At 59.9% G+C, this 25,154-nt stretch carries 19 protein-coding genes and 2 pseudogenes; 13 read left to right on the forward strand and 8 right to left on the reverse strand.

Translation table 11 applies throughout. From position 1 onward, the window contains the following. Window positions 1-248: 248 nt before the first annotated feature. Window positions 249-542 (reverse strand): transposase, encoded by a 294-nt coding sequence (locus tag U3654_RS20500; RefSeq protein WP_416384571.1) that lies wholly within the window; start codon window positions 540-542, stop codon window positions 249-251. 370 nt (window positions 543-912) lie between these two features. Between U3654_RS20500 and trpS the strand changes: the two genes are divergently transcribed. Beyond that, window positions 913-1,917, forward strand: a complete 1,005-nt coding sequence (gene trpS, locus U3654_RS09985) for a tryptophan--tRNA ligase (RefSeq protein WP_324755186.1) — start codon at window positions 913-915, stop codon at window positions 1,915-1,917. A gap of 29 nt (window positions 1,918-1,946) precedes the next feature. Here the strand turns inward: trpS and U3654_RS20505 are convergent, their stop codons facing one another. The 6 genes from U3654_RS20505 to U3654_RS10010 all read right to left on the reverse strand — a co-directional run bounded on the left by U3654_RS20505 (window position 1,947) and on the right by U3654_RS10010 (window position 7,222). Further along, window positions 1,947-2,189: a type II toxin-antitoxin system Phd/YefM family antitoxin gene (locus U3654_RS20505; RefSeq protein WP_416384572.1), complete on the reverse strand. Its 243-nt coding sequence runs from the start codon at window positions 2,187-2,189 to the stop codon at window positions 1,947-1,949. A 3-nt stretch (window positions 2,190-2,192) separates the two neighbouring features. Next, a complete protein-coding gene (locus U3654_RS09990; RefSeq protein ID WP_324755187.1) occupies window positions 2,193-2,990 on the reverse strand; it encodes a metallophosphoesterase in 798 nt (265 codons plus the stop codon). Further along, a complete protein-coding gene (locus U3654_RS09995; RefSeq protein WP_324755188.1) occupies window positions 2,987-3,580 on the reverse strand; it encodes a DUF6634 family protein in 594 nt (197 codons plus the stop codon). Before U3654_RS09995 ends, U3654_RS09990 begins: the two co-directional genes overlap by 4 nt. Before the next feature lie 156 nt (window positions 3,581-3,736). Continuing rightward, window positions 3,737-4,762, reverse strand: coding sequence for an AAA family ATPase (locus tag U3654_RS10000; protein WP_324755189.1), 1,026 nt, complete (start codon window positions 4,760-4,762; stop codon window positions 3,737-3,739). A gap of 678 nt (window positions 4,763-5,440) precedes the next feature. After that, window positions 5,441-6,217: a hypothetical protein gene (locus U3654_RS10005; RefSeq protein ID WP_324755190.1), complete on the reverse strand. Its 777-nt coding sequence runs from the start codon at window positions 6,215-6,217 to the stop codon at window positions 5,441-5,443. 123 nt (window positions 6,218-6,340) lie between these two features. Continuing rightward, window positions 6,341-7,222 (reverse strand): metallophosphoesterase, encoded by an 882-nt coding sequence (locus tag U3654_RS10010; protein ID WP_324755191.1) that lies wholly within the window; start codon window positions 7,220-7,222, stop codon window positions 6,341-6,343. Window positions 7,223-7,392: 170 nt separating this feature from the next. Here U3654_RS10010 and U3654_RS10015 point away from each other — a divergent pair, with 170 nt between their 5' ends. Together U3654_RS10015 and U3654_RS10020 are read left to right on the forward strand one after the other, a co-directional pair. After that, entirely contained in the window at window positions 7,393-7,647 is a 255-nt protein-coding gene (locus tag U3654_RS10015) for a type II toxin-antitoxin system CcdA family antitoxin (protein WP_324755192.1), read from the forward strand. Beyond that, window positions 7,635-7,925 (forward strand): CcdB family protein, encoded by a 291-nt coding sequence (locus U3654_RS10020; protein ID WP_324755193.1) that lies wholly within the window; start codon window positions 7,635-7,637, stop codon window positions 7,923-7,925. The genes U3654_RS10015 and U3654_RS10020 overlap by 13 nt, the downstream gene beginning before the upstream one ends. Window positions 7,926-7,983: 58 nt before the next feature. On the opposite strand, the gene U3654_RS10025 is transcribed toward U3654_RS10020, so the two are convergent. Continuing rightward, the gene (locus U3654_RS10025) at window positions 7,984-8,901 is read right to left on the reverse strand and encodes a Fic family protein (protein WP_324755194.1); all 918 of its coding nucleotides are present in this window, start codon (window positions 8,899-8,901) and stop codon (window positions 7,984-7,986) included. Window positions 8,902-9,023: 122 nt separating this feature from the next. On the opposite strand from U3654_RS10025, the pseudogene U3654_RS10030 reads away from it, so the two are divergent. From U3654_RS10030 to U3654_RS10075, 10 genes and pseudogenes are all read left to right on the forward strand, one after another. Then, window positions 9,024-9,140 (forward strand): annotated as a pseudogene (locus U3654_RS10030) (ATP-binding protein); the annotation flags it as partial. Window positions 9,141-9,300: 160 nt separating this feature from the next. Then, window positions 9,301-10,206, forward strand: a pseudogene (locus tag U3654_RS10035) (aminotransferase class V-fold PLP-dependent enzyme); the annotation flags it as partial. 584 nt (window positions 10,207-10,790) lie between these two features. Next, window positions 10,791-11,285 carry a WYL domain-containing protein gene (locus U3654_RS10040; RefSeq protein ID WP_324755195.1) on the forward strand — a complete coding sequence of 165 codons (495 nt, stop codon included), beginning with the start codon at window positions 10,791-10,793 and terminating at the stop codon, window positions 11,283-11,285. 9 nt (window positions 11,286-11,294) lie between these two features. Further along, window positions 11,295-12,890 (forward strand): ADP-ribosylglycohydrolase family protein, encoded by a 1,596-nt coding sequence (locus U3654_RS10045; protein WP_324755196.1) that lies wholly within the window; start codon window positions 11,295-11,297, stop codon window positions 12,888-12,890. Between the two features lie 111 nt (window positions 12,891-13,001). After that, window positions 13,002-15,548, forward strand: coding sequence for a PD-(D/E)XK nuclease family protein (locus U3654_RS10050; protein ID WP_324755197.1), 2,547 nt, complete (start codon window positions 13,002-13,004; stop codon window positions 15,546-15,548). 2 nt (window positions 15,549-15,550) lie between these two features. Beyond that, window positions 15,551-18,751 (forward strand): UvrD-helicase domain-containing protein, encoded by a 3,201-nt coding sequence (locus U3654_RS10055; RefSeq protein WP_324755198.1) that lies wholly within the window; start codon window positions 15,551-15,553, stop codon window positions 18,749-18,751. Beyond that, entirely contained in the window at window positions 18,751-19,968 is a 1,218-nt protein-coding gene (locus U3654_RS10060) for a hypothetical protein (RefSeq protein ID WP_324755199.1), read from the forward strand. Before U3654_RS10055 ends, U3654_RS10060 begins: the two co-directional genes overlap by 1 nt. Next, window positions 19,968-21,767 carry a hypothetical protein gene (locus U3654_RS10065; RefSeq protein WP_324755200.1) on the forward strand — a complete coding sequence of 600 codons (1,800 nt, stop codon included), beginning with the start codon at window positions 19,968-19,970 and terminating at the stop codon, window positions 21,765-21,767. The genes U3654_RS10060 and U3654_RS10065 overlap by 1 nt, the downstream gene beginning before the upstream one ends. After that, window positions 21,730-24,336 carry a DEAD/DEAH box helicase family protein gene (locus tag U3654_RS10070; RefSeq protein ID WP_324755201.1) on the forward strand — a complete coding sequence of 869 codons (2,607 nt, stop codon included), beginning with the start codon at window positions 21,730-21,732 and terminating at the stop codon, window positions 24,334-24,336. Before U3654_RS10065 ends, U3654_RS10070 begins: the two co-directional genes overlap by 38 nt. 86 nt (window positions 24,337-24,422) lie before the next feature. Further along, the gene (locus U3654_RS10075; RefSeq protein ID WP_324755202.1) at window positions 24,423-24,785 is read left to right on the forward strand and encodes a hypothetical protein; all 363 of its coding nucleotides are present in this window, start codon (window positions 24,423-24,425) and stop codon (window positions 24,783-24,785) included. The last annotated feature ends 369 nt before the right edge of the window (window positions 24,786-25,154 follow it).

A 25,154-nucleotide genomic window follows, 5' to 3' on the forward strand; every position in this document is an offset into this window, starting at 1 on the left:
TCGGCCAGTTGCCAAAGCCAGTCAGCAAATTCCGGAGAATACAATTCCACACCATTTGGGGGCATGGCAGGTCGTGCGAAAATCAGCCTGCCAATGAACTGGTCTCCACCGACCTTCAGGTCTTCAGAGAGTATGCGACGCAGCCGCGTCGCAGCAGGATGGTGTAGATAAAAGCGGTTTTCGAAGTACGAGACCAGAGGCAGTCGATTGAAGCCCTGGGGGCTTCTTTGAATGAAAAGCTCTGCCGATCAAAACCAGATAGTCAGCGGGATCCGGGACCTGTGAAAAACGGTTCCGGCTTTGCATGAGAATTGGCGCTTGCAGGCCCGGCACTCGAAAACGCTTCTGGTCTTCAACGTTCTAGGTTCATCCTGACCACAACGGCCACAGGCAACACCGTTTGGCCATCGCACGGCCTTCACTCTTGCCAGACAGGCTGCGTCATCGGGAAACAGTCTTGTAACCCCTTCGCTTGGTAGTTGCAGCCGAAGCCAATCCCAGTGGGCGTTTTCCCTATTCGGATCATATGCATCATGCGTCATTTAGTCATCCATTTTTCACGACGCCCTTTGAGGAAGCAAGCGCGGGCAGCTTCGACCGCTTGCAGAACAATCCCATCTGTCAGAGACAAGCAGTTGGTGGAGGGGCGATACCGGAGTTTGCGCTTCTGAATGTAAGTCGCCCCAGCCGCGTGGGCGTGGGCGTGGGCGTATTACTCACGCGCCATTGACCTGTCCTCGCCATCGGTCTAGCAACACTTTCATGAAACGCGTCACGATCATCGCCTCCATCTGGTGGCCGGCCAGCTTTTAGAGCGGCCGGACGTTTCATTGCATCCCGGGGCCGCCGCTATGGCGGCCTTTGCATTTGATGCCCCCATGCGGTGACCCTCTTTCTCAAGAGGACACGACCATGACCAACAACCCCGTCATCCTGACAGGCGACCGTACCACGGGGCCACTGCATATCGGCCATTTCGCCGGCTCGTTGCGCAATCGTCTGCGCTTTCAGGACAGCCATGACCAGTATCTGCTGCTTGCGGACACGCAGGCACTGACCGACAATGCGCATGATCCTGCCAAGATCCGGCGCAGCGTAATGGAGGTCGCGCTGGATTATCTCGCCGTCGGCATCGATCCGGAGAAGAGCACGATCTGCCTGCAGTCGCATCTGCCCGCGCTTGCTGAGCTTTCGATGCTCTATCTGAACTTCGTCACCGTCGCCCGACTGGAGCGAAACCCTACGATCAAGGACGAGATCCGGGTGCGCGGCTTCGGGCACAATGTCCCGGCGGGATTCCTGTGCTATCCGGCCGCTCAGGCGGCGGACATCACGGCATTCAGAGCGACGCGCGAGCCAGTCGGCGCGGACCAGGCGCCTTTGATCGAGCAGACGAACGAGATCGTGCGCCGCATCAATGCGGCCGCCGAAAAGGACATCCTGCCGGAGGCGGAGGCTGTCATTCCCCGGTCTGGCCGACTGCCCGGCATCGACGGCAAGGCGAAGATGTCCAAATCAGGCGGCAACGCCATACCCCTCTCCGCTTCGCCGGACGCAATCGCGACGGCGGTGCGCGCGATGTATACCGATCCGGGACATCTGCGGATCGACGATCCCGGGAAAGTCGAAGGCAATGTCGTCTTCGCCTATCTCGATGCATTCGACGAAGACGAGGCTGCCGTCCAGGAGCTGAAAGCGCAATATGGACGCGGCGGTCTTGGCGACGCCGTGATCAAACGCCGCCTCAACGGCGTACTGGAGGCTCTGATCGCGCCGATCCGGCAGCGCCGGGAAGAGTTCGCCAAGCACCCTGACCACGTGCTGAATGTGATCCGTGCCGGGACGCAGAGGGCCAGAGAGGTGACCGAGGCCACTAAGCGTGACGTCGTGAACGGTCTGGGGCTGTTCCAGCTCTGAAGGGATCGGTGGCAGTAGGGCCTTCACGATCAAGCTTGACGGCTCTTACTGCCCCCCGTCCCATCACCCTCCTGAAGAGAGCCTGTGATGTCTGTATGGTCCCCGGTCGCATCGTCCGCCGAGCCTGTCTTCAATTCAGGGAGCTTCGCCCTGAACGCGACCAGTCGCGCGACCGGGCGGCCGCGGCGCGTGATAATGATATCCTCGCCGCGCTCAGCGGCCGCGATAAGCGCCGAAAGGTGTTTCTTAGCATATGTTATGCTGTACTGCATGAGCTACTTCCTGAAGTTGGCGAGCGCGGGCAGGACGATGGTGCCCATTTCATGGGGATAGCCGATGGACACGTTTCGCAGGTCAGTCCTGCCCCGCTGCAGCGCGCAAGGATGATGGGTATGACCATAGAGCCATCTGTAGGGCTGATAGGTATCGATCAGGCCCGAGAGATCAGAGGCATAGGCGCTGGAAATACCATGCTCATCCTTCAGGCAGGCGCCGAGGGGGGCGTGATGCGTCACGACAATCGTGCGCCCCGAGAACGGCTCTGACAGGCGTGCTTCGAGCCAAGCGCGATGGTCTGCATGCACGCGTGCGACATCGATGGGATGGATGCGCCTATAGCGCTCGTTCTCCATGCGAATGTATTGGTAATCGTGCATCCAATTCCCAGCCTCATACATGCCGCCCTCAACCGATCCTCGGATGGCAAAGTCGGTCCAGAGCGTGCAGCAGAGATACCGGGTTGCGCCGAACGCGATCACGCGCTTCTGCGCGAAGTGAGCGCCTGCCTCAGTGCAGATACGCGCCAGCCGCTCGTCCCCGTCCAGCACATGATCGTAGTAATCATGATTACCGGGCAGCACATGGATGCGGGACAGCGGAACATACTGGCCCAGATGCGCCAGCAGCTTGGACCAGCGCACCTTGGGCTTGTTTGCGAGGTCGCCCGCCACGATCAGCGCGTCGAGCGCCGCCAGCATGCCCGCGTCGAGGGCCGCAAGCGGATCGCGGCCCGCGGCCAGCCATTCATCCAGATGCAGATCAGCCAGAACCATGACTTTTGGAGTGTCTGTCATTGCATTTCCTCTGCCTGCTCAAACGTGGTCATTAAAACGACATCCCGCATGCGCACAGGATGAATGTCCTCCCTGCGCACCCCGCCGGCATTACCATCCATGAACGTGTCAAGTGTCGCGGCATCCTCCAGCCGATACCAACGCGAGATCGTTCGCGCCCAAGTGCCATCCTTGCAAATGCCGCAGAGGCGGGAGGTCACGATCAGATCACCCACGTATTTGGGGTGATTTGACGCGCTCCCCATGAGCGCAAGACCTATCATTCTGGGCTCCATGGCGGCGAGCCAATGGGATAGAACCGGGGCGCGATCCAGATCGCCCGCCGAAGGTCCATCCCATGCCAGCCGCAGGGACCGCTTGCGCATACGGTGCATCAGCTCCTGCGCCTGTCTTGCCTTGAACATGATCCAGTCCGCGGGCTGGATACAGACCTGCCCGTCGATCACCGGACAGGCCGCGAGCGGGTGCGCCCGTTCGAAGGCGATCTGCAAAACTGGAGACAGCGAAGCGATCGGGATGGCGCCACGCTGCGTCTCATCAAGGCGTTTAAATTCTGCGACCAACGCCAGATCCTTGTCATGCGCGTCCATGCTTGTTTTCCTTTGTGAAGAGATGCCCGGCGGCGGGCCGTCCATGAAGCGCCGGGCGCCTTGGCGCAGCACCGGAGGCTGCGAATGGATCGCAGCCCCCGGCCAAATGGGCGGCCAGACGCAGGGCGACAGGTGCCACGGCTTGCAGGGCGCCGGTCAATGGAGCGGCTCCCCGTCATCGCTGCTGCGCAGCGTCTCGATGAGGCGGGCGATCTGCCGCAGGCTGATCTTGCCTGAGGCCACTCGATAAGCCACGAAGGTTCGCGCCGTTGCCTTCAGCCCATCCGCGCCGCAGATATCGCGCGCAATCCGGTCGAAGAAAGCCAGCGCCATTTCGGCGGTAAGCTCGGGCATATGAAAGACCCGGCAGCGATCGCGCAGCGGCGCTGGAATCCGGTCCGCGTCGTTCGCCGTCAGCACCCAGATCACGCGCGACATGTCGAACTGGACCCGCAAACCGGGGCATTCAAACCGTGGCGCGGAACCTGGATCGAGCAGGCCGAGAAGAGCCGTCGTCAGACTGCTACTGTTGCCGTTGTTGCTGTAGATTGTTCCGGCCTTGTCGATCTCATCTACGACCATCAACGGGTTGGCCACATGTGTCTGCAGCATCGTTTCGACAGGCAGGCCTGACTGCACGCTACTCCATCCCTTTTCCGTCCCGGCAATTCTGAACGCGGCAGTTCCAGCCCCGACATCGATCACCCGGTTTGGCAGGGAGACCGCCGTGGCGATACTGCGCGCGAACCACGATTTGCCGACCCCCGGTGGCCCGGCAAGGATGATCGGCGGCAGATGCAGCCCGACCCCACCTGCCCGCACATAGCTGCGCATGTGATGCATCAGGAAGGTCGTGACCTCCGACATCCACGATCTTTCCTCATGCAGTGTCGTCGGGCCAACCAGCCTGCCACCAATGCGGACAAGCGCGATGAGTTCGTTTCGCTCCTTTTCCGGAACCCGGCTCAACCCGGCCTGCCGCAGGCGCCGTTCATGACATGTCTTGGCCAGCTGATCGACGATGCGTTTCTTGTCATAGCCCAGTGCCATTGCCTCATGGGGCGCCAGGTATTGCCGCCTCACACGATAGGTAAAGTCGAGGAATCGCTTATGGATCTGCTCAAAGTCGTCGACCACCAGATGCGGCGGCAGAACGGGCATGACGTGCTGTGGGTCAGCCATGGCCATATCCTTCCCCGTCTGGCGGGACCTTGCCCCAGACAGAAATGCGGCTACGGGGGGACATGCGATTTGCGATGGTCATGATCAGACTCCTATTGGACTGCGTGCGCTCGGCAGAACGCCGGCGTCGCGATTACGGATGGGTTTGGGTTTGCGCAGGAGGGATGGACCGAAACTGCCGGCCTGGCAGTGCCTGAATCAGTGGGCGTGTATGAGACGCCAAATATTGATTCTGATGCGGGCCATTGCCGAGATCCTTGCTTGCGTGCCTCAAGGGTACGGAGGTCGATGTGGCTTCGGCAAGACTGTCGGCGATCGGGCGGCTCAGGAATTATGAGGCAAGTCAAATTTTGTGGGTTTTTCTGAGATTTTCGCAAGGGACTGTTTTAGTGCAGGACTGAACAGATTAAAGGAGATTCGTGCGATTATCAGTTAAAAAAGTGGTTTTTTCGCAAATTAAAAATGTCACACGCACGCCACAAGTTCAGATTCTTTTCAAGGAAGATTGTCGCCAACACCTACCAAAGCGACTTTTCAAAAGCTGTTTTTGGCCCCGTCCTGATCTGCGGATGGTCGGTAAAGCGCGAATCACAACGCACCCAAATGTGGCATGTCCGAAGCTCTGAGGGTGAGCCGTGCAAAGGTGCGGGACAAACTCTGGCGGCCCGCTGGACTCGGTCACGCAAAGCCATCCCCTTCGAGCTGCGACCGATAGCGATCAAGAGACACGCTATCCCTGTCCCGAACCAGATCCAAGACGGTCCTGCCGCCAAACGCATCGTCCTTCGCGAGCAGAGCATCGAGGATCGCCCAAGGGTCGTCATCCTTATGCGCGCCCAGCACACTCTCCATCAGCGGGTCGACAGCGCCGTCTGTGAACTGAAGCGCGGGGTAAAACCAATCGGAGGCGATCATCACGGCGAGCAAGCGGCCAGACTTGCGGCGCTTGTCGATGGCTTGGCGCCGCACACCAAGCAGTTCCTCCACCTGACTGCTGGCAAGCATCTCGCCGGCGGCACTCTTGAGGGCGCGGCGGTGCGCAATGGCGCGGGCGACGGGAGCGGCGAGCGGGTCCAGCTCGGTTACCGCGTCTGAGAACTGCACGCCGCTGACAAAGCGGGCCAGAGCGCCAAGGTCTGTGGCGGAGACTAGCGAGGACATCAAGGCATCCGTGGATGCGTCACGGAGCGCGTCTTGCGTCGCCCGGAACATCCGCAGCGCAACGGCGCGACGCAGATCATCAAGATCCTTCTCTCCGAAAAAGGACCATTTCGGGCTGCCGTCCCGTCCGGGTAAGGCGCCATCCCACGAAGTCGTGAAGGAGCCGTCGAACAGCTCCTCCGGGGCGTCGTCTACGATGCGGTCGATCATCGCCTTCAGGCGATCTGCCAGCACTTTTCTACCGGCCTGAGGATTGTCGGCTTCGGGGTCCGGATCAGATATCGCATTATCCATCTCGTCCGCCTTTAATTGCTATCATACGGATATACAAAATAGCGTCTCTAAGCAACCTTGAGTTATCCGATCCGCTATTTCGGACAAGCTCAGAAATGACTGACAGCCAGACCAGCGATCATGTCATGCTTCCCAGAAGCATATTTCGGCCAGACGGCTGCTGCCGGGCACTTGTGTCTCTCCGGGGTAACCCAGCGACACGTTGCGGATGTCGGTTGCCCCCACCCGAGCGCGCAGGCGGCGATGGGAATGGCCAAAAAACCATGCCTCGGGATGGAAGCACTGGATCACATCACTCAGATCGGAATGAAACGCCGCCGTCAGCGCATCCATCTCACCCGCCGCAGCAGGGTGCGGGCCATGATGCGTGACGACCACGGTCCGACCCGCCTCCCCCGCGAAATGCGGCGCGCCGAGCGCAGACTCGAGCCAGCACCTGTGATCGCGGTGAACGGCCAGCGTATCATCGGGCGTGATCGGCACCCTGCGTCGCGGCTCGACGACCTCGGCGGACAAGGGCGCCTGCTCGGGGTCCGCTTTCATGATACGGTGGTAATCCTGCATTGCCCTCTGGGCGACCCTCTTCGACAGATCCGCATAGCCGGACAGTTCGAAATCCGTCCAGAGGGTGCAGCAAAGGAACCGGGTATTCCCATGCCGCAGCTCGCGCGTCTGAATGAATGTCGCCCCAGCCTCGCGTGCGTGGCGCTCAAGCGCGTCATCGCCATTTAGCTCATGCATGTAATAGTCGTGATTGCCGGGCAGGATATACACGTTATCGATGGTCAGGCGCCGCTTCAGCGCGGCCACCGCCGCCTGCCAAGCATGCGGCGGTCCATTCGCCAGATCGCCGGCGATGATCAGCGCGTCCAGACCGCAAGCGAGCTCATTCTCCAGGCCGTGCGCATCGATCGGAGTGGTCCCGATCCGCGCGTAGCTGTCCCAGTGCAGATCGGCGAGAACCGCGATGCGGCCGGTGCGGTAGGGGATGACAACAGGGATCATGGCAACCTAGATTTCAAGGATAGGGACATCACAGCGTCTATACTGAATGCCCAGTTTTTTTGGCAGTGTCCGCAAATCACGTTGGTCGATCCGAAACACCTGTTCGATGGGGCTTGAGTTCCGTCTGAATGCGGTATATTTTGACGGTATTATAATGGAGCATTCTTAGTATGACAGCCGCAACCAAGCGCAAGACCTCCCTGTCGCTTGATGCCGAGGCGCTTGACCGCGCAAGAGACCTTGGGATCAACGTCTCCGCTGTGGCCGACGCAGCGCTCATTCAGGCCGTTGCCGAATCTCGTCGCAAGAAATGGCTCGCCGAAAACGCAAATGCATTCGCAGCCCAATCGGACTGGCATAAGCGCCATGGGCATCCGCTGGCCGACATCATTACCGCGCCCGGAGGGTCTTCATGGAACAATTGACCCGCTTTGATGTTGCGGAATACAGTGGCGTTTCCATGGTCGTCGTCGAAAGCAACCTTCTGCCGCCCGATCCTTCGGTAGTCGTCATCCCGCTTGTATCCGACTACCCGGCGGTGCAACATCTGAACCCCGAACTTCAGCATGACGGCAGGCGCCTGATCCTTGCGACGCGACTGATTACGGCTGTGCGGCGGTCGAGTTTGCACCGCACCGGGAGTGTTGCGGGTCAGGGAGATCTGATCACCCGGGCTGTAGATGTCCTGATGGCGGGCGTTTAGGTCGCATGACCAACGCGATTTGCAGACATGACCATTTTTTGGCCCCCCCGCATAGTGTTCACTCCTTCTGATCTGGAAACAGCCCCGGCATCCATCGCCCTGCATGCTTGGCTGCAAACGCCAGGCGAAGCGGCGCGCGCGTGCTCTCTGAGGACAGGGCTCCCACACCGATGAGCGCAGACGTAATGCGCCGTGCTGTGCGGTCGCTTGCGCCAAGAATGGTCTCCACCTCGCCGCGGTCGAGATATCCTTGATAGAGAACAGCTTTGAGCACGACGCCTGATCTGGGCGGTAAGGCTCCCGCGCGGATTTCCTCTTCCGCCCAGATCAGGATGCGATCACGCAGCCGATCTGGCCGCATAAGGCTTTCCATGAACGCCACCTGGTCGACGCCTGATCTGGGCGGTAAGGCTCCCGCGCGGATTTCCTCTTCCGCCCAGATCAGGATGCGATCACGCAGCCGATCTGGCCGCATAAGGCTTTCCATGAACGCCACCTGGTCGATGCAGGTTCGCAGGAAAAACTCTGTGAAGGAGGTCAGCGCTGCTTCGCTGAGGGTGCCGCGTCCGTCCCGATCCCCACGGCGCGGGCCGTCACAGGCGGCAAGGTGTTCTTTGTAAGCCGCCTCCTGCCGTGCCAGTCCACGCGCGACTGACCAGAGGCCGCGTGTGTCTAGCGCCCTGCGCAGCATGGCGTAAGACACGAGCCGCACGACCCTACCGTTTCCGTCGAGAAACGGATGCACCCAGAGAATCCGGTGATGGGCGCAAGCCGCTGCAAGGATCGCCTCAATACGGCCAGGCATGCTGTAAGCCTTGTGTATCCGTTCGAGAAAGCGCGGCACTGCGCCGGGACTGATGGCCTCGTGATGTCCGACCTTGACGTAACCCGTGCGAATTTTACCAGGCACAACCGGAAGCCGCTCGCCTGTCTTCGGGTTCTCGACGAACAGAAGCTCCGGGGGGAAGCAAATCACAGAAACGGCGATGCAGATCTATGATTGATGCCGGAGCGGACGGCGCCTCCACCATGCCGTCTTCGTCGATCCATTTCTGGACGGCGACATGCGCCTTGGCCTCAAGCTGAAGGTTCCGCGTTTTCGGCTCAGAGCGCCTCACGGGCGCCATTCTGGACCGCCTGACCCATCACGTACATATCCTCGAAATGAACGGCGAGAGCTTCCGTTTGCGCGAGAGCCGAAAAGCCAAAACCTGAAGACCATAAACCCGGAATCAGAAGGGCTGGCCTACGGCCAGCGCGCCTTGGCACGCGTCAGCTATATGACAAGCACGCGCGCCAAGGCGCGGCTAACTCCCAACCAAACTGTCCAATTTTACACCGGGAAACTGACCCTTTTTGCGCCGGGATTGACAGTGCCAAGGTGCTGGGTAGTTCGATCGAGCATCCCGCCAGCCGTAGTGCAGCGCGCCGCTGGGCCGATATCGCCGGGCGCACCTATGTGAACGTGCCGCATGATGATGCGACCGGGCGGGTCACGGCGGCGGATTACACCCGGTGGATGACACCGGATGTGGCAGTGGCCACGATCCTGCACGCCTCGCCGGTCACTGGCATCGGTATGGATGTGGCGGCAATCTCGGCCGCGATCCGCGCGGTGGCGCCGGATTGCCTTATCATCGTCGACGGGATCCAGCACGCGGCCCATGGCCAGATGGATCTGGACGCCTATGACGTGGATGGATACGCGATTTCGCCCTACAAGATGTTCTCGCGCCACGGCTTCGGCATCGCGTGGATCTCAGACCGGCTGAGCGCGTTGCCGCATGACATGTTGATCAATGCGCCAGCCACCGGATGGGAACTGGGCACCCGTGACACCGGCGCCTATGCCACGCTCTCGGATGTCGTCGATTATTTCGATTGGCTGGGCGGCGAGGTCTCGACCGAGACCGATCCGCGCGCCCGGATCGAGGCCGCCGGTCGCGCCATCAATAGCTATGAAACCCATCTGACCGATGCGATGATCAACGGCACTGGCAATCTACCGGGACTGCGCGAGATGGAGCATGTGACCATCTTGGCCGGGGCCGACAACCCGGCGCGCGAAGGGCTGGTTTCGATCATGGTCGAGGGCAAGCCTTCGTCCGAGGTGGTGACGCGTTTGAACAATCAGGGCATCCGTACTCACACGCGCAAGGCTGACCACTATAGCGGCAACGTGCTAGTCCCCTTGGGCCTGTCAGACTGCATCCGTATTTCACTGTGTCACTACAATACCGAACAGGAAGTGGCGCAGTTGCTGGCGGCGCTGCGCGAGATTGGCAAGGACGGCTGGGGGCGGCGCGTCCGATCGGATTTGGTCGTTGACGGTTCGATGGGTCGTCGCAAAGGTGGCGGTGCATTTCCTGGAGGATTCATGCGTTACGCCCGTCAAGAAGATCTGCAGAAACTGGCGCTGTTAATGCAGGGGTCGGCCGAGGGAATATCCCTTGCCGATGTCGAACGAGAATTCGACGTATCCCGACGTACAGCAGAACGCATGCGCGATGCCGTACGCAACGCATACCCTCAGATCGAGGAGCTTTCCGCCGAAGGTGGCCGGAAATACTGGCCTTTTCCGCCGGGCTCATTGGGTCGTATGGTTGAGCCGACGCTCGACGAGCTGACCGCTGGGCATCGTGCAGCTGCAATTGCCCGCCGCGAAGGGGATGAGGTTACCGCAGATGTGCTCGAACGCCTATTGTCCAAGGTGCAGGCCATGTTCCGTGAGGGCCGCCGCCGCATTATGGCCGCCGACCTTGAGGCACAATTGATGGCTGACGGCGTCGCCTTTGGCCCGGACCGCGCGAGAAGATTGCTCCTGACATCCTTTCCGCGTTGCGCGAGGCGATCCTCGCAGGGGTGATGATTTCCTCTGACCATCGTGCCCGCGGCACCACGAAACTTTCGCGTAATACCCGTCTGGGCCCGATCGCGATGCTGTTTGGGCAAGGGCGCCAGTATTTGCTGGCTTGGAGCGAGTATCAGGACGATCTGCGTCTGTTTGCTCTTGCTGGGTTCGAGCGGGTTTCGTTGGAAGGCGATGTTTACCCTCGCCCCGAGGGGTTCGATCTGCAGGGTTGGCTGTCAGAGAGCTTTGGCATCTGGCGCGAACAACCCCAGGACGTCGAATGGCGGTTCCTGCCAGAAGTGGCGGATGAAGCGGCGGGATATGTGTTTCATCCGAAACAGCAGATGGAGCGTCTGGAAGATGGTTCGCTGATGGTGCGTTTCCGTGCGGGAGGAAAGCAGGAAATGGAATGGTATCTCGCGAGATGGGGGGACATGGTCCAGACACGTTACTTGACTACCTCGCTAAACTTCGACTCCGATACGACCGAAAATGACGTAAGCGGATAATAGTGTTAAGTGGAATCGACAGAAAAGGAACACCGCTTGCCTCGAAACAGCACAACCCATCCACTTCGCATCGATAGCCAGCCCATCAGCAACGGTTTGCTCGGACTCACGCTTTGCCCAGGCAAAAAGGGCGACAGCGTCTTTGGCGGGGCTTGGGACAGAGATCTGGAAGTCGATCTTGATGTGATCAAGGCCTGGGGTGCGCATGCCGTTCTGAGCCTGATTGAAGATCATGAGTTTGACTTGCTTTCGGTGTCAGGGCTTGGCGACTCCGCAAAGTCGCGGGGCATGGACTGGTATCACTTCCCGATTCGGGATGTGGATGTGCCGACGCCCGAGGCCATGCAGAAGTGGCGGCATTTGTCGCCACGTCTTCACCAAACTTTGGAAAACGGCGGCCGTGTGCTGGTCCATTGCCGAGGCGGGCTTGGCCGCGCCGGCACGGTTGCGGCCCTTCTGCTCGTCGAGCGGGGGCATTCAGCGAGCGAAGCTATGAAGATTGTGCGCGCCGCGCGGCCGGGGGCGATAGAGACCCCGGTGCAGGAACGTTTGGTAGCATCCCATGGCCGACATGACGGATTGCGGCCTATCCAGCTGCATGCCAGTCTTCTCGGTGGCGCCATTGGCGACAGCCTCGGTGCTGAGATCGAGTTCCTCTCTCTCGCGGAAATCCGCCGTCGCCACCCCGGCGGTATCACGGACCTGCCTCCACATATGGGGCTGCGCGGTGCCATTACCGACGACACTCAAATGACGCTGTTCACGGCCGAGGGGATCATCCGCGCGCTCATTCGCAGTGAGTTGCAAGGCATCTGCCACCCGCCATCTGTGATTCATCATGCGCTTTTGCGCTGGTACAAAACCCAAGGCGGCAAACCGAAAGTTCAAACAGATGATGTGGGCCTGATCGAAGATCCACGACTTCGGGTTTGCCGCGCGCCGGGCAATACCTGCCTTTCCTCGCTGGGTGCGAGCGCGCATTTTGGTGACTTGGCGCGAAACAACAGTAAGGGATGCGGCACCATCATGCGCGTCGCACCGATCGCGTTGATGTTTCCACGCGATCAGGTGCGCAGGATGGCGATTGAGACATCCGCACTGACGCATGGCCACGTGACAGGTCAGCTTGCGGCCGCTGCATGGGCAGAAATGCTTGCTGATGTGGCCGCAGGTGCAGGTCTTGAGGAAAGTGCAACCCGCACCGCGGAGATTTATGCGCAACTGGAGGGGGGCGAGGAAACTGTGCGGGCAATTAATGCCGCACTTGCCGCGCCGCGTGACGGTGCAGGTGAAACTGTCGAGTCCCTTGGTGGTGGCTGGACGGCAGAAGAGGCCCTGTCGATAGCCCTCTATGCCTGCCTAACTGGTAATTTCTTTGAAGAGGCTCTTGCGATTGCGGTCACGCATGGTGGGGATAGTGATTCAACGGGTGCGATTGCCGGCAACATGCTGGGTTTGCTCGATCCCGCAGCCGTGCTTCGACACAGATGGGCTGAGATCGTTGAAGGTTCGGATCTCGTCACTCGGCTGGTTCGTGATTTCCGTCGCCTTTCTTCCGACATCGATGCCGCAGAAGAACTCTTCCAATACTACCCGGGCGGATAGAAACAGCTATTGCTGCAATTGCTGAATTATAAACCGCAAAAGCCATATAGATCATTGATTTAGACTGGCTGCTCAATACACTGCGCTATTAGCGTTATTTACAGGCAAACAATGTTTTATCCTTTTCTCGTTGCTGATCCTCGTTCCGGTCTGCAATATCGTCTGACTGATACCGGCCTTGCAGAGCTTTCGCTTGCGCCCATAGCGCCGGAATGGTTGCCGGGGCGGGCGATTATCGACGACCCGGATCCCGTCTGGAAAGACAGCGTTGCGAACGCACCGGTCGAGACGATCTCGGCAGTCAGTATGGCGTTGGAGGATCTGGTGCTAGCCACCAACGATCTCCATGTGCCCGTGGTAGATCCTTTGCAAGACAGCCGCGCGCGGCGGCATCTGGATGCACTGATCGGGCTGTGGCAAAGGCTGGGCGATGCGTTGCCCGAGGGGCTGGCCCCAGTGCGACATGTCCTGGAGCTTCCGCATGGTAAGTTCCTTGATCCGTTGCCGGTGGTCGAAGGATCGCTCGACTTGGCTGCACCTGCTGCGATGCATGCTCTGTATACGCGCCTGAAACAAGAGTTTGGCACAGTTCCTGCACCCGCCAGAGGTCTCGCCGCGCCGGTTGGGAGCAGAGTTCACGCCCTACAGAGCGGCATTGCTGCGCCAGACATTACAGTCGGAAAAGCTGACAATAGCCTTGCCTTCTTTGGCTTGCGTGATCCGGCGGCCTGCGCGGATTTTGCGGCGGCGCGGGCCCGCGCACTGATTGAGGTCGGGGTCCCCGCTCGCGACATCGCGGTCATGGCCGGCAATAATCCAAGCCAGATCGCCCGTGCCTTTGCCGAGCAGGGCGTGCCGCTGTCCGGGCTTCCCGGCAGCCTGCCAGAGCGTGACATCATTGGCGAGACAGCCCTTCATCTGGCACTCGCCAAGCGCAAACCGACCCCGGCAATGGTGCTTGCAAGTCTTGCGTTATCACCTCTGATGCCTTGGTCCTCGCAATCCGGACGTGATCTGGCCGAAAGCCTGATCGGCGGCGATTTCCGGGGCGAGATACTGTCATCGACCCCTGCGCATAGGGAATTGTGGAAAGACATCCGGTCTTCGGCGGGGAGCCTGGCGCAGTTGCGTTTCTTGCTCGACCGTATCTGTGAAAGGATCAAACAAGGTCAGGACGTGCGCGCGCGCCTGCCCATTCCGCCCGGTGACGGTAGCCCGGATTGGGAGGCAATCCTGCGGGGCATTCAGATTGCACCGCCTCTCAGTGCTGATCCAGATCGCAATCTGGAGGGCGCTAGCATGTGGTCCGCGCAGGACAGTCCGTGGCGCCCCTGCCGACATCTGATCGTGACGGATTTCACCGACGGCCTTTACCCGACGCGGGGGCGCGGCAATCCGATGTTTCTCGAAAGCGAGATCGCCGCAATCCGCGGATCTGTTGGATTGCAGCTGCGAGGCCGGGCCGAAGGGCTGGCTTATGGGCTCTCGTTATTTGATCAACAGCTTCAGGCGGTCTCTGAGACGGTGACATTCCTGACCCCTTGGCGGGATTTGTCCGGTGTGCGCCTGCAACCCTCGGCAGGGCTTTCGCTGGTTGCGCGCGCTATCGAGGGTGTCGAAGATGCTGCCGATTTGATCCTAGACCTGTCGCTCTTGCCACCCGCAGATTGGCCCGTCACGCACCATCACCTGCCACCGGTGCCGGAACCGCCCGATCTGCCAGATGCCCTGGCTTTCCCGGGGGTCGACTTGTTGGCCCTGCGCCAAAAAGATGACGGAACGATGAAACCTCAATCACCCTCGCGACTGGAGACGCTTTTGGTCAGCCCGCTCGCCTGGCTTCTGGGCGAAGTCGCAGCCAGCGATATGACTTGGTCGGCAGAAGAGCTGGATGTCATGGCCAAAGGAAACATCGCCCATGATGTGTTCGAGCACATATTCCTCAAGGACCAGCCCATTCCTGACGCCGCGGCCCTAACCGCCGCAGTACCCGACGCCTATGATCTCGCATTGACCCGCCATGCCGGGTTCCTGCGGAGCGCGTCATGGGAAATGGAACGCAGCGGGCTGGAACGCGAGATTCTTCAGGCGGCCCTTCGCTGGCGCGAATATCTGTTGGCGCTTGGCGCGAAAATCATTGGCAATGAAATCTGGCTGGCTGGCGAAGCGCATGGCATCAACCTGCACGGTAAAGCGGACGCGATCCTTGAATTGCCAGACGGATCGCTGTTGGTCGTTGACCACAAGAAGAGCGGCACATCGGCCAGACGCAAGCGGATGGAGGCGGGCTGGGATCTGCAAGCGGGGCTCTATCGCGACATGATCGCGCGTCCCGCACGGCGCGACGGGGACGGGATGGATCCGTTGATCGGCCGTGACGTCGGGATCGCCTATCACCTGATGAATGACGGTGGTTTTCTGACCTCAGGTCTGCCCGTAGCCGAGGGTTCGCCCGCCCGCGATATGGGTGGTGCCATCAATGTGGCTGCGGTTGCCAAGCTGGCTGAGCGGTTGGCCGAGCTTGGTGCCGGGCGGGTCGTGCTCAACACCTCTCTCGATGAGGGTTTCTTCAAGAAAGAGGCGGGGTTCACGCCCTATGCGCTGACCGATGGCACGGCGCTTGTCACCACATTCATCCGCCAGATTGAGGAGGAATGATCATGGGCGAATTCGATTCAGACTGGGGATTGGTGATTGTGCCGGCAGGCGCGGGCGCGGGAAAAACCCATCGTATCAAGACGCAGCTTTCCGACTGGGTCAAACGCAAGGTCGTGCGCTCCGAGCGCATCCTCGCCGTGACCTTTACTGAAGCGGCCGCAGGCGAATTGCGTGAACGCATCCGGGCCGGACTTCTGGCAGACGGGCTGGTGGCCGAGGCCATGGCGGTCGAGCGTGCCTATGTCTCTACCATCCATGGGCTGGGCCTGCGGCTTTTGACGGAACATGCGCTGGCGGCGGGCGCGTCCTTGCAACCGCGCCATCTTGGCGATGCCGAGCGCGACCTGCTGATCCGACAGGCACTGGCACATGCCAGATCGCTGGACCCGATCAAGGCCGAGCCCGAGCGCTTCGGCTATCAGGCCAACTGGCAAAAGGGCGAAACGGTCGAGGACTCATTGCGCGGCCGGGTGCTGTCGATGATCGACCTCTTGCGCGGGTTGGGTGACAAGGGCCGCGATCCCGGCCTTATTGCACCGGCGTTGACGCGCCTCGATACGATCTATGGCGAGGTGCTGACAGATCCCGCCGCTGCCCGTGACGCGCTGGTGTTTGCGGTTCGGGCCATGCTTGCGAGTTTTCCCGAGGGCGGCATGGCCTCCGTGACGGCCAAAGGTCCGCGCGAAACACTGGAAAAGAACGTCGCGCTCCTTCGTCGCGTTGAACGGGAACCCACGCTGCTGGATCAGGACTGGGGAGTTTGGCAATCCCTGCGCAGCCTCTTCATCTCAAACAGCCGCACGAAGACACCGGATGGCTATGATGCGCTTGCCGAGGCAATCATGCAGGCCGCCGATGCGCTGCCCACCCATCCCGGGCCTTTGGCCGATGCGAAGCTGCATCTTCGCTGTCTGATTGCTTGCGCACAGGAAGTGATGGAGGCTTATGAGACGCGCAAGAAGGCGCTTGGCTTGATCGATTTTGCCGACATGATCGCAGGGGCTGAACGTCTGTTGCGCACAGATCCGGCGGTGCGACAAGCTGTGCTCGACGAAGTCGACTGTGTCATTATCGACGAATTCCAGGATACGAACCCCGTGCAGTTCGCGTTGCTCTGGCAACTCGGCGCGAAGGCACCGCGCACCCTGCTTGTGGGTGATGTGAAACAGTCGATCATGGGCTTTCAGGGCGCCGATGCGCGTCTGTCGCAGGCCCTTGCGGCGGCCAATCCAAAAGCGACGCAGCCCCTTGACCGCAATTGGCGCTCGACGCCAGCAGTCATGGAATTCATCAATGCCGTGGGAGCGGGGCTGTTCGGCGTGGGCTACAACCCGCTGGCCCCGACCCGTGACCCCGTGGCCGGACCAGCACTGGAGGTACTGAATGTCGCGAAGGGTCGCGGGGTCAGGAACTTCTCGAAACCCCAGGAGCACATCGCCGAGCGCATCGCCAGCATCTTGAAGACAGGCGAGTTAATTACTGATCGGCATACGAAAGCCGCCAGGAGCGCGCGTCCCTCGGACGTAGCGCTTTTGGTCTGCCGCCACGCCACCGCCGCTCGCTACGCGGAGGAGTTGCGTGCGCGCGGTGTGCCTGTCCGCATCGCTGAAGATGGCTGGGCGGCAAGCCCTGTTGTGCAGGCGGCCCGCGCTGCGCTGAGCTATGCCGCGAATCCCTCCGATATTCACTCTGGGCTTTTGCTGCGTACGCTCGGACCGGATCCGCTGAGCCTTCAAGCTGCGATGGCAGCGCAGATCGACGGGCAGTTGGCAGATGATCCGGTTCTCATGCGCTTGGCGGCCCTGTCTGATAGGCTCGCTCGCCAGCCAGTCTCGACCGCGCTGGACGTGGTCCTAGACGCTGCCAGTCTGCGCATTTGGGCCGCCCGCCTGCCCGACGCGGCGGCGGCGCGCGCAGACCTACTGCGGCTTGAAGCCGAGGCAAGCGACTTTGAAGCCGCGCACCGCGACCTCAAAGCCGCCTCCGGTTTCCACGGTGAAACAGCCAAAGTCTTTCTCGGCTGGCTCGATGCGCGTGCGGCTGACCGCGATTTTGATCGCCGTCCTGATCCCTCTGGCAACAGCGCAGAAGCGGTGGAGATCGTTACCTGGCACGCCTCCAAGGGTCGGGAGTGGCTGATCACCGTGGTCGCCGAATTTGATCTTGGTATTGAGGAATGGCCCGGCAGCACCGCGACCAGGTTCGATGCGCTGGACAAGATTGACGACATGGCGGCGGTGCTGGCCTCTGCCGCTCTCATCCATACGCCCGGCTTTGCAGCACCCGAGTCTGGCCGGCGCTTTATCGAGGATCGCCGCGAGGCCTTCGTGGCCAATGCGAAAAACCTGCTCTATGTGGCCTTGACCCGCGCCCGCGATCGGCTGGTGCTGGAATGGCCGGGATTTCTAAAGGAGCGTGAGGAGGACGCGCCGGAAGCGACGTGTCTGTTCCATGTGTTCGACGATACCTGTGCGCCGCGGATTGGGGACGGGAAGCTGCGGATTGGCGGAGTGGATTGCCCAGCGGTAATCACACAACTGTCGGAACAGGCGAATTTCACTGAGTTTCAGACGGAGGTGGGGAGAGAGACGCCTCGGTTCGGCGGCGCCATGCCCTTGCCCAGTACGCCGACTTCGCCGTGGCGGTTGCAGCCTTCACAGGCCGCAACCGCCGAGCCAATACCAGGATCTCGCGGGATCAATCTCGGCGCACCTTGGCCCAGCACCATCAACACTGCTGCCCGCGGCACCGCGCTGCATCTTGCCATACGCACTTACCTAACACGATCCGACCTGATCGCAGCCTTGCCTGCGGCCACAGGACTGGATGAGGCTACCCTGGCGCTGGTGGCCGAGCGGGCGAAGGCGCTGAAAACCTGGCTGTCAGCCGACGGGTACACTGATTTGCAATGTGAGATCCCTATGCTGGGACACACCTCAGAGGGGGCCGAGATCGCCGGCATGATCGACCTGCTGGCAATCGGGCCGAAAGGATGCATGTTGATCGACCATAAATCTGGCGGCGTGGGTTCGGGTCTTGGCCACTATTGGCTACAACTTTCGGCCTATGCCGAATTGGTCCGCGACGTATTCCCGTCATATAAATTGAATGGTACGGGAGTGCTTTGGGTCGATCATGGGCGGCTTGACGTTGTCGACATGGCCTCTGCCCGAACCCACGCACCTAAAGGCGATGCGCTTTGATGTCTTTGGGAATACTGGCACCTGACACCATCATCTCGCAGCGCAGGCAACAGAACCTAGGCCTTGCCAGCGCCGTACGGCATTTCAACGACCGTTCAGTTCCGGGCTTGGGCGGGATGTGGTTTCCGATGCCGATCCTTTGGTCCGTTTTAGCGGTCTCCATCGCCGAGGAGTTGCGCGTGCCGGCCTTGCCAGTCGGTAACGCCATCGAAGCGTTGATGATGCGCAAAGCAATGAAGGGTCCGGCGGACCGTCGGGTGCGCGGTGCGCGCAAGATGCAAGGTCTGGAAGACTGGAAGTTCAAGAACCTGAAACGACGCGGCACCTATGTGGTTCAACCAATCCGCATGGCTATGGTTCAACCGCTTGTCGCGCTTGGTTTTGTGCGGGGCAGCCGCTATGGTTCCTTCACCATCGACACCGCTGGTGCGCAAATGCTGAACCTACCGGTGATGGCAAACTACCGCCGTGTGCTGGGCGCCTGGGCGCATGAGAGAACGTCCCATGGTTTAAGCAAGGTTATTGAAGAACTGTCACCCACTGCTCCCGTGCCGCACGACGTGGGCAAGCTGATCTTGGCCCGCCTCATCGGAGGTGACGACCAGTCGGCGTCGCGTCGCCGGGCCCTGGTCGAACTTGGAACCGGACCCAGTGCAAGTCAGCTTGATGCTGCGGAACCGCTCAGCGGGATAGCCCCTGACCACTGGACGGACCTGCGCGCGGGCGCAGCTTTCATGGATTTGCGCAATGCCGCGCTCGCGGTGTTGTATCGGTTGGAACACTGTCTGCTTGAGCTTCGCGATGCCACTAAACCGGCTGTTCTGTCCGTCGACGAGGCCAGTAAAGTGGTGGGCGAGACCCTCGCGGCGCTTCGCCAATGCGGCCGCCAGCAGGGCGACAGAATTGACGCCCAACCAGAGGAGAAACGAGAGAAGACTAGCCAGAATTTCCTATCGGAGGTCAAGGACTTGCCTGTCCCGCAGCTTCTTCAGAGGCTGGCCGAGCGCGAGGGGACGGTGGTCCGCTGGCGAAACGGTCGTATCGGCCTGGGGCCAGCAGCCGGTGAGGTGTCTCCCAGCGATGAAAGCGAATCCTTTCAAGATGAAAAATTCGCGCCGCAGTTGTTCCGGCTTTACAACCTTCATTGCCTTGCGACCGAACTTAACGGCGGCATGAACCCGGGATGTCGGGATGCAGCAGACAAAGAACCGACATAATGAACACGACGCTTATCACCCTCTTCATGCCGCCTGAGAAATGTTTTGGAGATTTCGGTTTCGTCTGCGGATTTACGGCAACGCCTCAGGTGATGGGGCAGATCCGGCGCAGTTTTGCGGGTGAAATGGCGCGCCCGGCACTTGCCGCATTCATCCACCCTACAATCAATCCAATTTCCGATATACCGGGCCTGGCCTGGATGTGGATGCGGCTTCAGCATCGGGGCTACAACCTGCTTCACGCCAAGGTTGCCCTGCTGGGATTTCGCAAGCGCGACGAGGACGGATATGTCATCCGGCTTGCGGTCAGCACCGGAAACTGGACGCAAGACCCGCTGACGGACAGCATCGACTTGTTCTGGTCCATTGACCTCAATACTGACACGCCCGTCGATCAGGACATCGCAGATATTCAGGCCGCGTGGGATATGTTCGACTGGCTACGCAATCGTGGGGATTGCACGCTGATTGAACGCAAATATGACGGCGCATTGCCCTATGCGCGGCTGGAGGCCGAGATCAGGACCCTTCCGGCCTCCACATTGCAACCCCGCTTTATCGACAGCCGCTCTCAGGCGTTGCTCCCACAGGTTGTCAAGCGGCTGGGATTGCGAAAAAGGGCAGATCGCCTCATCCTCGGCTCCGGCTATTTCGAAGCCGAAGGCGATGGTAGCGCGGGAGTGCCTGAAAGACTCCGCGAGACGCTGGTGGCGGAAAAGCTCTTGAAAAAATCGGCGACTCTGGATCTGTTTCTCAATCCGCTGTCCTGTCAGGGTCTGGCCGTGCGGGCCCCCGCCCTGACCGACGCGGGGTGGAACCTGCGGCGCCCAACCTCTGCTTTGCACGGCGAAGACGGGCGGCTCCATGCCAAGTTTGTTCTGCTGGCCTCGGGTCAGGATGAGGCCGTAGGGCGCGTTTACATAGGGTCGGGTAATCTTAGCCGCAATGGATTTGAAACGGCCGCAAACGCGGGCGGAAATCTTGAGGCGGGTGTTGTCATCGATCTTCCCAAGGGCTTAAAATGGCGCATTCTAAAGAACAGCAAGGGTGGCCTTGCGGCCCTGTTGCCAATCCAGTTCAACGACACCGTGACACTATCGGCGCTACAGTCCGGCAGTGGGTTTGTGCCCCCTGAAGTGCCTGCATCGCTTCCGCCGGTGTCATGGTTAATCTGGCAGGACGGCGAGCTTTCTGCGCCCGGGGGGATTATTCTTGATGTTGCAGGCCCGGATGGGACATCTGTCCCGACCCCCTGCGCATGGCCTGCGCCTGCTCCCACCATTGTCACCATATCACACGGTGACTGGCGCCTTCCGGTCATCGCCGAGGGCGTGCTCGTCGTGCCACGGCCAACCGAAATGACCGTGGAAGATGTCCTGGCTGGGCTTGGGTCGTTCCCCGAACCCATGGATGCGGATCATTCCGATGACGGACCCGAAGGCGGCGAGCCGTTGGTTGAGGCATCTGACCCAACGGAACTCCCGCCCGCCACATACGCCATTCGCCGGATGATGGGCCTGCTGGTCCGGCTTGGCGAAACCCAAGCAAATATCCAATCCAGAGACTGGCCGCGATGGTGCCGCGAGCTGCGCAATAACCTTTGCGCGATCTGCCCACAAGAACAGCCGATGATAGAATTTTTTCGAAATGCATTGGCAAATCCTTTGCCGGTATTGGTGGACCCGCGCATGTGCCCCGCCGGGGCTGACCTGAACCTGCTGGAGCAATCGTTGAAGGCCGTCGCGCAGGAATGGGAACTGGATGAAACTCCGTCGCTTTGGGCCGAAGAGGACATTTGAAATGGATTGGGAAAAAGCAGCCGACTTTTTGGACCAACTTGCATCCAATCGAAAAGACGATCTGCTCGATGCTGGCCAGCGCGCGTCTGTTGCAGAAATTGCCCGGCGGATCCGATCAGGTCAGCGTGCCGCCTTGTTGGCGGACGAGGTCGGTATGGGCAAAACCCGCATTGCGGTTGCGCTGATCTCGGCGGTGCGCCACGCGGGCGGCAGAACTGCCATTGTGCTCCCGGCTGGGTTGGGAGTGCAGTGGCAGAAGGAACTGAAGCTTTTTCAACCTGATGACCAGACCCTGTTGCCGTTGCGCAGTTATGACGGATTTGTCGCGGGATTCCTTACCGAGGATGATGCCGAAGGCAGCGCAAAACACAAAAGCAAGCACTCGGAATGGCTTAAGGATCGCAGACAACAGCGGGAATTGCCTAAAACCGGGTGGGCCGCCGAAGATGTCCTGATGATCTCGCACACATTTGCAGCAATGCGTTTCCCGAAAGCAGGCGACGGTCCGGCGGGGGGGTGGCGGCGTGAGTTGCTTCCGAATGTTGTACGAAGGCTGGCCCGACAACGGCGCAATTTCATGCGCGACAGCTTTCACGACGGTGAAATCGGCTATGTTTATGCTAGTCGTCGTGCGGCCCGCACCATTGCCGACACAATTATTGAACACGATTTGCAGGACAAATCGGAATTGAAAGGTGCTCTGGTCGGCGACTACAAGTGGCTTGAGGCCGATGAATACAAGAAAAAGATCCTACGACTGATAGGGTATGGGCTAGGTCAATTCGACCTGATCGTGGTCGATGAGGCTCACAAGGCCCGCGGTGCCGATTCCAGCCTTTCGCGCATTCTCGGACCGGTCAGCTGGGAGGCGGCAGATCCATTCCGTCTGGGGATGACTGCAACGCCTGTTGAACTGGACTCAGGGCAATGGATTGACACACTGGGCCGGATCAGCGGGCGGGACGACGGCCTGGACATGACTGCGCTGGGTGATCTTACGGAATGGATTTGTGGCTATGTCGACATCGTCAAACGCCTTCAGATTGAAGAACTTGATGCGCCATTGACCGATGGTTTCGTGAGCGCTGCGACTCAATTTCAAGAGGCATTGCGCCCCTATGTCCTACGAAGGGACAAGCGCCACGATCCCGAGATCAGCGGATTTCAGGAACAGCACGGCGATTATCGTGTCGTGGAAGATCTTACAGTATCACCCGGGACCGAGGGCTTCACACGCGACTGGCTGCGTCGGTTCTGTGCAGCCGAGGCCCTGTCCATCCTGCCTCAGGAGGATACCCGTGTGAAACGTGCAAGGCTGTCGGTGGCTCAGGGTTACGGGTTTGGGTTCGCGCCTGACGCTGACCTTGCCGAAAAGTTGCAGGTGGAAGAAGAATTTGAAGGCCCACAATCGTTCTGGTTGGATACCCTCTTTGGCAAACCTGCGGATATCTACACTCATCCGGCAATTCTGGCCGCCGTGCAACTGATCGAATCATATGCCGAACGAAACGAGAAGGTTCTGGTCTTCGGGCGCTTTATAGCTCCGATGAATGCGCTGACCCGGATTTTGGATGCGCGCGAAATGCTGCGGCGGCTCAGAGATGGACAGCACTGGCCGGCCGCGAAAGTGCGGGACGAAAACGAACCCGCCGTTCTTGCCGCGATGAAAGACCCTAAAATCCACGCGCCCGCGGGCGGAATCACAGCGATCAATCAGATGCTGACAGAGCGTTACAAAAAATGGTCCACTGCGCGCCGTACAGAGCTTGCAAGGCTTCATCGTGAAATCGACGCCCTTGCGCCAAAGGATGATGTCCCCGCTCTGCTAGTTGGCTTCTTGCGCCAGGACGATGATGGCGAAGAGTTGCAAGGCGATATCGGACCCCTGCTGGAAGCGCTTGGAGACAGGCGCGAGCGCGCGGATGCACCTTGGACCGGCTTCGAAATACTGGACCTGTTCAGAAGGCTGCTGGCGGAGCTCTCGACCGATGACGAGCAAGAAGACAACAACACTCTGCGGTCCAGACTGGTTGTGTATCTTCAGGATTATTCCGGGCGAGAGGGAAATTTTGCTCGCATGATGTCTGGCGCAACTCTACCTCAAACACGCCGCTTGTTGCAGTCCGCCTTCAATCGCGCCTCCAGCTGGCCAATGGTGCTGCTTGCACAATCTCGCGTCGGGCGTGAGGGGCTGAATTTGCATGAAGCCTGTCGCACCGTGGTCATTCTGCACGCAGAGTGGAACCCCGGCATCGTTGAACAACAGATCGGCCGCGTGGACCGTAAGGGTAGCTGTTGGCTGCATGATCTGAAATCATGGCAGGAGAATGCAACGGGTGAACCACCGCGCATCCGTATTCATCCTGTTGTCGTGAGCGGAACCTATGACGACCACAATTGGCAGGTGCTAAAAGCACGCTGGATGGAGTTGCGCGCACAGTTGCATGGAGAGGTATTGCCGAAGCACGCAAAGCACTCCGCGACATTGCCTGAAATTGAGGCATTGCGGCACCGCATTGTAGCAGCCACACCTAACTTCGCGCCAAGGGGTATTGAGAATGAACAATGACCTAAAGCGTTTTCAGCTTTTGTTGAATCGAATGGGATTCACAGCGGGCTTGTTTTCTGATTCATCCTGTCCAGGAGGATCAGTTCATGCCCAACCCGCTTTCCGCCGATATTCGAGCGCGTTTTGAAGCGCTGTTTTCCAAGGGCCTTTCGGGTCGAGAAATTGGCCGTCGTTTGATGATTTCAGCGGCATCCGCGTCGCGACTGTCCCAGAAACTCAAGCAAGGCTTGCGCCTGACGCCCGCCGAGAACCCGCGCAATACAGGGCATGGGAGGCTGGCACCTTTCCATGACTTCCTGATCGAGTTGATCGATCAAGACCCGGACATTACACTCAAGGAATTGCAGGGCGCTTTGTCCGACGCGCATAACGTGACCGCATCCGTCTCCGGCATTGATCAAGCCCTCAAGCGGTTGGGCTACACGAAAAAAAAGCCTCATTGCGGATGAACGCAAGCGCTCAAGGGTAAAGCGTGCCCGAGCTGATTGGTTCACACATCGCATCCCTGGACGCGCCAGCGTTTTTCGATCATTGCCCGTCATTGCAGCCGAGTGTTCAAAAAAGGCGAGCATAAAACGCTGTATCCCAGGCCCGCACTACTCCATCGAATGACGGCCGCCTCTAAGAGATTTGGCGGTTCCGGCCCTTACCGGACCTTGGCCAGCTTGTCTGTTTCTGCGGCGCAGCGTCACCAAACCGGCCATTCGTTCATCGTGCAGCATTTTAGATGGCGAGATGACGGCAGTGCGGGACAACCCCGCCGTTTGCTGCAGTGCCTTGATAGCTTCGGTGCCCTGGTGTCTGATACCCTGTATTGG

It is taken from the genome of Roseovarius sp. Pro17, assembly GCF_035599575.1.
Classification (GTDB): Bacteria; Pseudomonadota; Alphaproteobacteria; order Rhodobacterales; family Rhodobacteraceae; genus Roseovarius.

Excerpts from the sequence above, each read along its gene's own strand:
- U3654_RS10050 (WP_324755197.1), top strand. The coding sequence starts at position 13,002 with ATGTTTTATCCTTTTCTCGTTGCTGATCCTCGTTCCGGTCTGCAATAT.
- U3654_RS10075 (WP_324755202.1), top strand. The coding sequence starts at position 24,423 with ATGCCCAACCCGCTTTCCGCCGATATTCGAGCGCGTTTTGAAGCGCTG.
- U3654_RS10040 (WP_324755195.1), top strand. The coding sequence starts at position 10,791 with ATGATTTCCTCTGACCATCGTGCCCGCGGCACCACGAAACTTTCGCGT.
- U3654_RS20500 (WP_416384571.1), bottom strand. The coding sequence starts at position 542 with ATGACGCATGATGCATATGATCCGAATAGGGAAAACGCCCACTGGGAT.
- U3654_RS09995 (WP_324755188.1), bottom strand. The coding sequence starts at position 3,580 with ATGGACGCGCATGACAAGGATCTGGCGTTGGTCGCAGAATTTAAACGC.
- U3654_RS20505 (WP_416384572.1), bottom strand. The coding sequence starts at position 2,189 with ATGCAGTACAGCATAACATATGCTAAGAAACACCTTTCGGCGCTTATC.
- U3654_RS10010 (WP_324755191.1), bottom strand. The coding sequence starts at position 7,222 with ATGATCCCTGTTGTCATCCCCTACCGCACCGGCCGCATCGCGGTTCTC.
- U3654_RS10020 (WP_324755193.1), top strand. The coding sequence starts at position 7,635 with ATGGAACAATTGACCCGCTTTGATGTTGCGGAATACAGTGGCGTTTCC.
- U3654_RS10015 (WP_324755192.1), top strand. The coding sequence starts at position 7,393 with ATGACAGCCGCAACCAAGCGCAAGACCTCCCTGTCGCTTGATGCCGAG.
- U3654_RS10055 (WP_324755198.1), top strand. The coding sequence starts at position 15,551 with ATGGGCGAATTCGATTCAGACTGGGGATTGGTGATTGTGCCGGCAGGC.
- trpS (WP_324755186.1), top strand. The coding sequence starts at position 913 with ATGACCAACAACCCCGTCATCCTGACAGGCGACCGTACCACGGGGCCA.
- U3654_RS10005 (WP_324755190.1), bottom strand. The coding sequence starts at position 6,217 with ATGGATAATGCGATATCTGATCCGGACCCCGAAGCCGACAATCCTCAG.
- U3654_RS10060 (WP_324755199.1), top strand. The coding sequence starts at position 18,751 with ATGTCTTTGGGAATACTGGCACCTGACACCATCATCTCGCAGCGCAGG.
- U3654_RS09990 (WP_324755187.1), bottom strand. The coding sequence starts at position 2,990 with ATGACAGACACTCCAAAAGTCATGGTTCTGGCTGATCTGCATCTGGAT.
- U3654_RS10000 (WP_324755189.1), bottom strand. The coding sequence starts at position 4,762 with ATGGCTGACCCACAGCACGTCATGCCCGTTCTGCCGCCGCATCTGGTG.
- U3654_RS10065 (WP_324755200.1), top strand. The coding sequence starts at position 19,968 with ATGAACACGACGCTTATCACCCTCTTCATGCCGCCTGAGAAATGTTTT.
- U3654_RS10070 (WP_324755201.1), top strand. The coding sequence starts at position 21,730 with ATGAAACTCCGTCGCTTTGGGCCGAAGAGGACATTTGAAATGGATTGG.